The organism is Flavitalea flava (assembly GCF_054461575.1).
On sequence record NZ_JBTLQH010000082.1, the window covers coordinates 1 to 10,706 of the forward strand.

At 45.0% G+C, this 10,706-nt stretch carries 10 protein-coding genes; 4 read left to right on the forward strand and 6 right to left on the reverse strand.

Going from position 1 to position 10,706, the window contains the following annotated elements; genetic code table 11:
- A partial coding sequence (locus ACX0G9_RS30860; RefSeq protein ID WP_459068849.1) for a TolC family protein occupies nucleotides 1-1,111 on the reverse strand: 1,111 nt, incomplete at its 3' end.
- Between the two features lie 74 nt (nucleotides 1,112-1,185).
- Nucleotides 1,186-1,806: a TetR/AcrR family transcriptional regulator gene (locus ACX0G9_RS30865; RefSeq protein ID WP_459068850.1), complete on the reverse strand. Its 621-nt coding sequence runs from the start codon at nucleotides 1,804-1,806 to the stop codon at nucleotides 1,186-1,188.
- Between the two features lie 565 nt (nucleotides 1,807-2,371).
- On the opposite strand from ACX0G9_RS30865, the gene ACX0G9_RS30870 reads away from it, so the two are divergent.
- Complete coding sequence (locus tag ACX0G9_RS30870; RefSeq protein ID WP_459068851.1) at nucleotides 2,372-2,725, forward strand: hypothetical protein; 354 nt, start codon at nucleotides 2,372-2,374, stop codon at nucleotides 2,723-2,725.
- Nucleotides 2,726-2,775: 50 nt separating this feature from the next.
- On the opposite strand, the gene ACX0G9_RS30875 is transcribed toward ACX0G9_RS30870, so the two are convergent.
- The 4 genes from ACX0G9_RS30875 to ACX0G9_RS30890 form a co-directional block, all read right to left on the reverse strand.
- The gene (locus tag ACX0G9_RS30875; RefSeq protein ID WP_459068852.1) at nucleotides 2,776-3,477 is read right to left on the reverse strand and encodes a HupE/UreJ family protein; all 702 of its coding nucleotides are present in this window, start codon (nucleotides 3,475-3,477) and stop codon (nucleotides 2,776-2,778) included.
- Between the two features lie 7 nt (nucleotides 3,478-3,484).
- A complete protein-coding gene (locus ACX0G9_RS30880) occupies nucleotides 3,485-4,822 on the reverse strand; it encodes a tetratricopeptide repeat protein (protein WP_459068853.1) in 1,338 nt (445 codons plus the stop codon).
- Between the two features lie 144 nt (nucleotides 4,823-4,966).
- Nucleotides 4,967-7,135 carry a DUF4331 family protein gene (locus ACX0G9_RS30885; protein WP_459068854.1) on the reverse strand — a complete coding sequence of 723 codons (2,169 nt, stop codon included), beginning with the start codon at nucleotides 7,133-7,135 and terminating at the stop codon, nucleotides 4,967-4,969.
- 165 nt (nucleotides 7,136-7,300) lie between these two features.
- Nucleotides 7,301-7,738, reverse strand: coding sequence for a hypothetical protein (locus tag ACX0G9_RS30890; RefSeq protein WP_459068855.1), 438 nt, complete (start codon nucleotides 7,736-7,738; stop codon nucleotides 7,301-7,303).
- Between the two features lie 250 nt (nucleotides 7,739-7,988).
- Between ACX0G9_RS30890 and ACX0G9_RS30895 the strand changes: the two genes are divergently transcribed.
- From ACX0G9_RS30895 to ACX0G9_RS30905, 3 genes are all read left to right on the forward strand, one after another.
- Complete coding sequence (locus ACX0G9_RS30895; protein ID WP_459068856.1) at nucleotides 7,989-8,492, forward strand: DUF3347 domain-containing protein; 504 nt, start codon at nucleotides 7,989-7,991, stop codon at nucleotides 8,490-8,492.
- Between the two features lie 798 nt (nucleotides 8,493-9,290).
- Nucleotides 9,291-9,752: a group II intron maturase-specific domain-containing protein gene (locus tag ACX0G9_RS30900; protein WP_459068857.1), complete on the forward strand. Its 462-nt coding sequence runs from the start codon at nucleotides 9,291-9,293 to the stop codon at nucleotides 9,750-9,752.
- Nucleotides 9,753-9,913: 161 nt separating this feature from the next.
- On the forward strand, nucleotides 9,914-10,567 hold the full coding sequence (locus ACX0G9_RS30905; protein WP_459068858.1) for an RNA polymerase sigma factor: 654 nt from the start codon (nucleotides 9,914-9,916) through the stop codon (nucleotides 10,565-10,567).
- Nucleotides 10,568-10,706: the final 139 nt, after the last annotated feature.

The following is a 10,706-nucleotide window of genomic DNA, read 5'->3' on the forward strand; positions in this document are numbered from 1 at the left end:
TAAGATTGGTAGTGAATAAAAATGTTTCTTTTTGAATATCGAGATTGTTGCGGTTAAGCGTTAGTAACCTTTTATCGTTCTTATTGGTATAAAAACCGGATAATGACCAACTGAGCCGGATGCCCCCGAGTGCCCAGAACCCGAATTCATTGCTTATGAAATTCAGCGTTGGTCTGCCATAAGCGCCTTGTACAAAGGCATTGATCTTCGGGAGATGATTTGTCCGTAGTTGTTCTTCCTGTATATCGAAGAGTTTCTTACGGTAATCGAAAAGGGCAAGTTCCGGCCTTTTAATATCCGCAGTAGACGTGAACTGCGTACTGACAGGGGATGGGGCGGCCAGTAGTGTTTGTTCGTCCAGGGGCTTGTTAATGAAAAGGGACAACATTTTCCGGTAAGCCTTGGCGGAAGCCAGTAACTCTGTTTTTTGCTGATCTGATTTGAATATTTCCGCTTTTAGTTCATCTGCGCTACTGCGGAATGCCGTTCCGTTATCGATGGCTCCCTGGGTTTTTTCGAGACCGCTCCGGAGATCGGATCTTCGCAGCTCGTTTTGTTGCAATTGTTTGTCAATCAACAGGACACCAAAAAATAACTGGTTGATCCGATCTTTCAGGGTATACAGATCTACTTCCAGGTTTTGCAACTGGATGTTCTGATCTGCCATTTTTGTTTCTTTCTCGTGTCTAAGCGTTCCGCCATCGTAGATAGTCTGATCTATTTCACCGACGAGTTTGTATTGATCCTTACTAAAAGCAGGGAATTGTACGCCCGGAAGATTAAAGGGAAAGGCGATAGTTTGGGTCTGATAGCTTGCCTGCCCGGAAAAGCTGACTTGTGGCAAATATCCTTTTGAAACATTTTCAATGGAATATTCTCTCGTCCTGATGATCAATTCCCGTTGTTTGATCAGGGGATAATTCTGTCTGGCGAGTGTGTAGCATTCTTCCAACGTGAGTTCCCTGCTTTGTTCCTTCTGTGGGTTATTGTTTTGGTCATTGCCCCGGCCATTGCCTTGGCCTTGTCCTTGTCCGGAAGAACCGGCCAGGAGCAGGGCGACAGCCAGCACCAACTGCAGGGCCAATTGATTACCGATGTAAATCCGTTTCATATTGTTGACTTTTAAATTCACGATTTAATCATTTGATTAAAGCCGGTATAAAATTTTTTGTAATTGCCTTTTTATCAATTATCGAAAATCATTTTTTTGATCCATTGGGGAATCAGCTTTTTACGTTCTTCCATTATACCCGAAAATTGTTGATCGGTCAGATTACCTACCCTGGTTATCAATGGCGCGGCAACAAACGGAAAAATTGTCATGGAAAAAATATTCACTACGAGGTGAAGAGGGTTCAGGTCTGTTTTTTTTTGCCGTTTGAGCTCTTCCCTGAGTTGCTGTACGAAATAGGAGTTTAAAAGAATATCCCTGGAAAAACCTTTGGTGGTTAATGATTTGGGATTAGTGCGGATCTCGTTTAAAACAAATAATGGAAGATCGGGATTGGTATGAAGTTGATTGATATAAAACTCGACGAGGGAGTCTATTTTTTGTTCCAGCGAACTTTCCTTATCGTTGAACAGGGTTCGGACTCCATCTACAAACTGCTCGAAGTTCTCGAGCATCACCAGGTTAAACAGTTTTTCCTTACTACGGAAGTAATAATTTAGCAGGGCAAGATTGATCCCTGCTTCTTTTGCAATATCCCTTGTTCGGGTTGCTGCATATCCATTTTTGGTAAAGATCTTCCTGGCCGCCTCCTTGATCTTTTCCTCCGCAGTTTGATCTATTGTTTTTTTTGCCATTACAAACTTTTGGTTTTGGATGTAAAGGTAAAGAGATTTTATTTATTTAATCAAGTGTTTTAATCATTTGATTAAATAAATAAAATAAAAAATTGATTATTAATGTATTATGACTTTTTGTTTATTCATCTTGCAACCCTTTTTTTCTTTTATTGCGTAATTTTTGCGGGCCAAACCTTTCTTCCAGTAATGCAAAACCTCTTTCGGCCAGTTCAAAGTAATGATGATAGAATTCCGGAAACTCTGCCAGAACGGTAAACAGATCTTTTCTGCTGATCCGAATGCATTCGCAATCTTCAATTGCCTGAATGAGCTCGCTTAATGGTTCCCCAATTGAGGAAAAAAGGCAACAGTATACCCCCAATTCCCTCGATTATCAGCATGCCGGGTAGCGGAGGATCATCACTAAATCTGAATACCGGGACATTAACCGGTTTGAGCGGTCAATAGAGTCCCGGGATGGAGTGCCGCGAATAAATACCAGAATGGCATGGTATTTTCAATAGTTTGGAAGTAGAGTTTTTTTATGGATTAATTTTTTAACAGATTAATAAAACAAAAAATTATGATAACCACAGCCACAACCATGAATACGTCATCCCAGATTCTGGAAAAGCTTCGTATGGCCAATATGGATCATGAATTTCGCTGGACGGAAGAAGGTTTTACGGCTAACAAAGGGAAAACGTACCAGCCAGATGAATTGGAAATCCTCAAGACTTTCCGTTTTGAAGGGGCCAGTGATCCGTCCGATACGGAAATTCTGTATATTATCCGGGCCAACGACGGGTTGACGGGGTATAGCCAGGATGCCTACGGGGTGTACAGCAGTCATGAAAATGAGAGAGGATACGATAATTTTATCCGTCAGATTCCGAAGGCGGGAAACGATGAAGAGCAGCTACTATTTGAATTATAAGATTTATTGTTAGTTACGACTTTTAGAAGGCCGGTCTTTTCCGGCCTTTTTTAATACATCGATCTTTTTATTACCCAGTAGGCGGCAATTAAGGCTATCAGGACAGAAAAGGGATAAACGATGCGTTTCCTGTATGTTGGATTTTTACCAAAAGGAATAATGACAAGCAGGTATACACAGGCTATAACGATCACCTGACCGATCTCTACTCCTGCATTAAAAGACAGGATAGAGGTATAAAATTTATTCCGGGGAAGACCGATCTCGTTGAGGGCACTCGCAAAACCCATTCCATGGATCAGGCCGAAAACAAAAACGATGGCTATCCGCCAGGGCTTCAATACATTCAATACCATGTTCTCGATCGCTACAAATAGGATCGAGAGGGCGATGATGGGTTCTACGATGGCTCCCGGCGCCACTAGTATGCCCTTCATGCTCATGGCGAGTGTAACGGAATGAGCAACGGTAAAGGCTGTCGCCTGCCAGAGAATAGTTTTGATCTTTGTACTAAGCAGGCAAAGACTTATTACGAAAAGAATATGATCGGCACCATAAGGAATAATATGAAGTACACCCAGTTTCAGATAAAACCAGACTACATCGGATGCTGGCGCCTTTTCCAAAACATAGTTAATGGTATGTGCGAATCCGGTCGTCGGGAACAAAACTACCGGCGCCAGGAATAGAAGGAAGATGCAGTATGGTTTGGAAAGAAGGCATTTGTTCCGGGGCATATTTTTAATGGGCATATTTTGCTTATTGTAAGGACCGGAGATTATCTGCGCTTTCTTTTTTCAATAACCCGGCAATATTGGCATCGCCAGCCAGACCCTGTTGTAAAAGAGTTTTGGCTTGGCTCCTGTCTCCTACTTTGGCATAGATCAGGCCCGCGCGGCAAAGCAATACGGGGTTTTTACTGTGCGTTCTCAGGGCTACTTTAAGATAGGGTAATGCCTGCGCATATTCTTTCCGGCAATAATAGGTCCAGGCCACCGTCTCGTTTACATCGATATTATCGGGCCGCCGGTTGTATTCAAGCAAGGCATGTTCCAGGGCCTTATTATAATTATTAACCTTCAGATAGGCATAGGCTAGTTCACGGTCGGCATAATGACCGATATTTTCGTTTTGCTGACTGGCCTGCTCATCCCTGGTCAGTTCTGCTATTACCTTTTCTGTCAGGGAATCGGCGCTGCTTTTTTCTCCCGCCAGGGTATAGGTATCTGCCCATTCCTCTCTGATTCCATTATCATTGATAGACGAATCGGCCTTCCGGTAATAAGTCAGGCCGCCTGAATAATTTTTATTGGCAACAGCTATTCTGGCCAGGCCTGCCAGTCCATAGGCATATCCTGGTCTTTCTTCTAGTGCTATCGTATAATGCATAGCTGCGTTCTTCAGATCTCCTGTGTTCTCATACAAACGGCCCAACTGTATCCTGGCCCATTCTGTGGTCTCATCACCCTGAGCACCGGCATTTACGGCCATTTGCATGGCCTCTATCGATCCGGAATAATCTCCATGAATTTCCCGTAAATAGGAGATCCGTGAATAGGACCGTATATCGGGTCGCAGGGCTACCATCCGGTCGGCATTGGCGATGGCTGAATCGTAGGCGCCCATTTCCACATTGCCATCTATTAACAATCCATAAATGAAGGCATTATAAGGATTGAGTTTCCGGGCTTTTTCGGCTATTGCTAATCCATCGGCAAAATGATGTTGGGATAAATAAATCAGGGATTTAAAGGTGAGGGCTTGAAAATTCAGAGAATCTATTTTCAGCACCTTGTTGGTACATTTTAAAGCCGCCTTGTCATAATACATATAATTGCCGGTGATCCTGGCCTCCTGGATAAAAAGGGTAGTGAGCGCCAGGATCGACTTCGTATCCGATGGGTCCTTTTGTATCTTACTCCTCAGTGCGGACGCATAGGCCTTGCGTATATTCCATTCATTGTTTTGCGGAATGACCGCCGATCTGTCGAGCAGATCCTCCAATTGATTTTCCTGCCGGTTATTTTTCAACAGAAGGAGGATGGCTACTGCTGCAAAAGCAAGGATGGTGATGGCATACCCATATTGTTTTTTCATGGCGAGGTAGATATTAAGGTTTTAAAGCAGGCCTGTTTTGGCTTTACAGGCCTGCTTTTTATTATTTTCTGTTCTTTTGTTTGCTGGTCTTTGAATTGTCCCTTAGCTGGCCTTCCAATTTTTTTGTTTCTTATTGCGTGGCTGTTATTCTTTGACCACACTGATACTCTGCTTGACGCTACCATCTCTGATGGCCTGAATGATATAAACTCCTTTGGCCATACTTGAGGCACTCCAGGGTACAGAATAGGTTCCCGCGTTCATATTTCCATTGACCAATACTTTCATCAGTTTGCCGCCGGCATCGAAAACTTCAATAGTTATTTTCGAAGGGGCGACAATATGATACCTGATCATGTTATTGTCAACAAAGGGATTAGGGGAGGAACTAAGGAAAATATCCGGAGAAGCCATGTCGAGAGTGGCGGGAGTTACCTTATTGATATCGGATTCATCGACTGTGGTGGTCACATCGTTCCTCTTATCGCCTGAGGCAGGAACCCCGCAACAGGCATTGGATCCCGACCAGGGCGTTTGTACATAAGGGAAGGAGGTTTTGAAGGTGGTGTCATTGGCATTTACCCCGGTATTATAGGTAAGCACATTGACCAGGTCAGGAGTGACGGGATTGGCACCGCCCTTATAGTCGTCATACCACAAGCCGATGGCGGCAAGTACGACGCCGCTTACGGCCTGAAGCTCTATCCGGGTAACATCGTCTTCCAGTCTTCTGCCATTAGGAAAACCGTCCATGTTGGGAATGAGTTGCAGGGACGCATTCTTATTATACAAAGTATCGGTCAATCCCAATACTGCGGCCTGCACCAAACCGAGTGCGCTGAATTTCGGGTCATTGCGCGGGGTAGGAGGGACTGCCATATTTAACCGTAACATATCCCCTCCGTTGGGGAGGAAATTGTTGATAAAAGGTTTCCCGGCTGCCAAAGGATTGCCCTTTTTGCCTGTGGCTAATTGATAAGGCCTCAGGTTGGGTACACCGGTATGAAAGATCGGCCATAAGTCCACCGATCGGGGAGCATTGGGGCCAGGCAACAATAACTTTCCGAAAATGGCGTCGTCCAGTGCAGTGCCATTAAGGGCTGCACTTCCTTTGAGCCCATATAATCCATTTTGCTGATTGCCAAAACCGAATGCACCAAGGGAATTTCGTTGGATCCGTAAACTCTTCAATGCGGGGACAGCTCCGCCAAAATACGTGTCATCCATATATAAAGCCAGTTCAGGGTTGAAAAATGCCTGGCCGAAAACCCTGATATTGGGCAAGTCTTCATACGGGGTTAAAAGATTCCAGAGATCTTTATGACCGATTGGAATGACGGCCTCATTGGTCAACGGCATACCTAAACGGGAGATCTGTACCCAGGGTCCGGAAGACTGTTCGTACCTGTTGTGATTCCCATTATAATCAACATCTTCCGCCCCGGATACCGGACCGGCGCCTGTTGCGACTACAGGTTTGGTTATTGTCCTGATCATCCGTCTGCTGGCAGATGCCCATACGCCGATCACATAATCCGGATCCAGGATATTTTTGGCTTCGGTGACTGGCTTCCCGTCTTTTTGCAAAGACGAAATATCTATTTGTAACGCAAGGACTGAAACATTCTTACACTTCAAAGCGTCCATTGGCATAGTGCCGGTTGTCCGGGGAGCATCGCCCAGATCAAAGATGCCGCCCAGGTCTACAAAAAAAGGATCGTCCGCCGTTCCGCAAAAGACCTTTTCGCCGCTGCTGGCTGTGGTTATGGCATTATTGATTAAGGTGTTGTAATCGGCAACATTAAGTCCTACCGGAGAGCTTATGGACCGTGGGCCGATATTCGGAGGCGGTACGGTGCCAAGGGCAACGATCGTTTCGAAACTTCCACCGGCCCTGCTGCTTTTTTCCAGCTTATAGGTGGTTCTCAGGTTTTGTTTACCCAGGCGGATATTAAAAAAGGTATTCGGATCTTCATAGGCTTTGTGAAAGGTGAACCGGTATACGATGTCATCTCCGGTAGTGGTGATGTTGTTATCGATGTGGATCTCGTAGCGGATGTCTTCGCCGAACTGGTAGTAGTTGGGCCCGTTAAAGGGAAGCTGCGCAGGAATGTAGTTGGCTAGTATCGTGATCTTATCCGGGTGATCCGGACTTCGGAATGCATAAAGATCCGTATTGTCGGCAAGCGGATCGTTGGCGATCATAGGAGCCTCCCGGTGACTGGACGACATTAATGCCACTGAAATTCCCAGCAAAGAAATAATGGCGGCAGAAAATAGCACGCCCCTTCCAGTGTTAAATTTCTGGTTCATAATTAGTTTTTTAGTTAATAAATGCAATAGTCTAAACCCTAATCCGGATAGGATTTTCTGTGATTCGTTTTGGTAGGTAGGAAAAAATGTGGAGTATCAGAGATATCGTATAATTACGTTAAATCAGGAGGAGTGGATTTGTTTTTTTTACATTCCTTAGAAAAATCATTTAACTGGCTTCTGGAAGGCCTGATTGGAGAATGGGGGATTTTGAGGGATCTGTATCACATTAAAGGCATGTTTGGTGGCCTGATGACATTGGTTGCAGGTGTTGGTCAGAATGGTAAAACTACTGGCGAATATCCTTGTTTTTTTCGCTTGTACAGCATTTTTTACACTATCAATAGCAGGTTCTATCATAGAAATAGAGACGATCTCAGGACGGTCGGTACAATATTTTTGAATATCCTCCAATGATTCCCTTATCTCCTGTATTTCAAATTCAGCCAATTCCCAGTTGCCGGCTTTCCCCGCAAACCATAATTTGGCATGATGAACCTGGATGCCCGACATAAACTCACCCAAACCGGGTTTATAGGCTGCATCCAGTCCCTTTTGCAAACTGTCGATGCGTGCCTGCAAACTATCGATGTTTGATTGCAAACTGGATAACTTAACATCCGGTTGATGACATCCACTCAGGGAGGCCAAGGTAAAAAATAGTATAAACCTTTGAATGAGAGGATATTGAATAAGCTTGATCATGAGGAATATTATTAAGTATGTTAAAGTTGGTATTTTATACCTGAAGTTGGTGAACAGATCTTAAAAAAACGATTTACTTTTGATACGTAATAAAAAATCGTTGATTAGCATAGCCACCCAATAGAAGATTAATCATTCAATCATCATCATGAAAAAGATACTTTTAGCTGTTACTTTTATTACCTTTGGGTTCACCCACCAAATTTTTGCCCAGGATAAACCCCCATCTTCCCCGCTTTCTCCCATTCTTGATTCCTATTATGGTGTTAAGGATGCCCTGACTGCGGACAATGGCACCGATGCCGCTACACGTTCGGGCGAGCTGTTAAAGACGATCAACGGCGTCGATATGAAATCCTTACCGGCAAAGGACCATGCGATTTTTATGTCCTTACAGACCAAGCTGGCTTTTGATGCCCGTCATATTTCCGAAAGCAAGGACATTAATCATCAACGGGAACATTTTGCTGCCCTTTCTACCAATATGTTTGCCCTTGCCAAAGGAGCTAAATTATCTGCTACTCCTATATATAAGGAATATTGCCCCATGAAAAAGGCTTCCTGGCTCAGTAAGGAGGAAGAGATCAAAAATCCTTATTACGGTAGCAGTATGCTTACCTGCGGGAAGGTCACCGAAACGGTAAAACAGTAGTTTCAAATAATGTACAAATTTCAAGAAACAAACAAAGAGGGCTGGTCAAAAGACCGGCCCTCTTTGTTGTGTGCCCGGCACGGGCACAGACTAGGAGGTGTAAGTCCTCTACGGGCCCTGATAGTGGGAACCGTTAGCTTAAGGCAAGGGTGTCCTTTGCGAAGAGGAATCTGAAAGAAGCCGGCGGCAAAATCCCGGTCCGACGAACAGAAACCGTATACAAGGCAATCTGCTGGTGGACGAGACTGCCAAACAAGTCAAAGTCCGAAACTATCCGAGATCAGCAGGGTGTAGATGCGGCGGATATATGGGAGGAAGGTCTGTACCCTTACCCGGGGAGATCTGTCTGATTGTAGCCAGCGGCAGGCGCGACTGCCGAAGGTGCAACCATTGATAGCGATATTAACCGGGGTCAGGCAGAAGTCAGCTTTGGTAGTAGTACCTGAACCCAAGCATCAGGGAAGGACCAAACATCAGAAGGTCGAGGGAGTAAGACCGAAAATGGGGACGGTGTGAGGAAAGCAGAAAACCCATCGGCAGATGGGGCTGCGCTGAAAGAAGAAGGCTGGAAGCCGGAGGGTATCAGCGAGCGCTGAGCAACATCCTTGAAAGCAGGAATGAAACGAGACGAACGAGTAATTTTTTTTTTAACCAGCTGAAGCAATGGAACTACTGGAACGTATCGTCAGTCGGGGTAACATGCGGCAGCCTACGATCGGGTAAGATCGAACAAAGGCAGCGGAGGAGTAGACGGGGTTGAGATCGAAGGATTTAAAACCCAGGTGGAAAAGTAAACTATTGGGATACAGCTTTTATCACAAGAAAGGGGAAAAGGGGCTGAACATTGCGAAGAGCAGCGTAAAGAATTATAAAACGAAAGTCCGGGAGATCACCTCCCGAAGCCGTCCGATCGCCATGTACAAGCGATATGACAGGCTAAGGAATTTGAACCGGGGCTGGTATAACTACTTCAGACTGACGGAAGCCAGAAGTGTATTGGAAGGATTGGATGAATGGGTAAGGTGCCGGATCAGGCTATGCTATTGGAAGCAATGGAAGCGACCTCGAACCCGAGTGAAAGCGCTTGTCCAACTTGGGACGCCAGAAGGACTTGCGTATCAATGGGGGAATACTCGTAAAGGCTACTGGCGTACCAGCCACAGTCCTATTCTACAAAGAGCGATAAACCGTTCCTTCTTAAGAAAAGAAGGGTACCTATCTCTAAAAGAATTAGGTACCCTTCCAAAGGTTTTATTCTGATGGGCCGCCGTATGCGGATCCGCACGTACGGTGGCTAGAGGGGACGGCGCAGGAAATAATCCTGCGCCTCCTACTCAATTAATAGGACTCCGGGTCGGATTTATTTTAATAATGTCAATAAAACACTTATTTTAGTAGTCAATTGACTCTTGCCATAGGAAATGAACAGCCTGCCTACACATACTGACCAATCCAATTGGACAGCTCTGCTTAATGGGAATAAGGATGCCCTGTACCAATTGTATATCCAATTCTACCACACCTTGTTTTTTATCGGACTAAAGCATACTTCGGACGCCGACCTGGTAAAGGATGTGATACAGCAGCAGTTCCTCTATTTCTGGGAGAGGAGAAGCACCATGATGGAAGCGAGGAATGTGCGGAGCTATATTATCATGTCCTTCCTGAGAAGGTTGAACAATGATTGGGTAAAGGCAAGGAAAACGATTCGCCTGGAGGTAGCCTGGAGCAAAATGGAAGAGGATGACTTTTTCGAAACTTCCCCTGAAGAAAAGTTGATTGAAAGGAATAATAATGAACTGGTCAGTAAAAACCTCGCCGTCACGATCAATGCCTTGCCCGCCCGGCAGCGGGAATTGATCATCCTTAAATTTTATGAAGGATTGGGATATGAGGACATTGTCCGGAAGACCGGCCTCACCCGCAGAACCGTCTATAATAAGATACACGAAGCGCTCTCAAAAATAAGGAGCGAAATACTGGATACTCAGGCCAGATCAGGCATCCGGTCCATTATCCTGCTGATTGCGGGATTAATCGCCGGGATCGCCGGATTAATTTCAAATTTTCTTTAAAAAAGAAGGGTAAAAAAGCCATGCCCCCCGCTCTACTATAAGGAGCCCACAGGGCTACTGGCTCTACGGCGCAAACAAAAAAGGGGACCACAGGTCCACTGGCCGAAGGCCCATCATAAACGGTTTTGCGCCGTAGGAC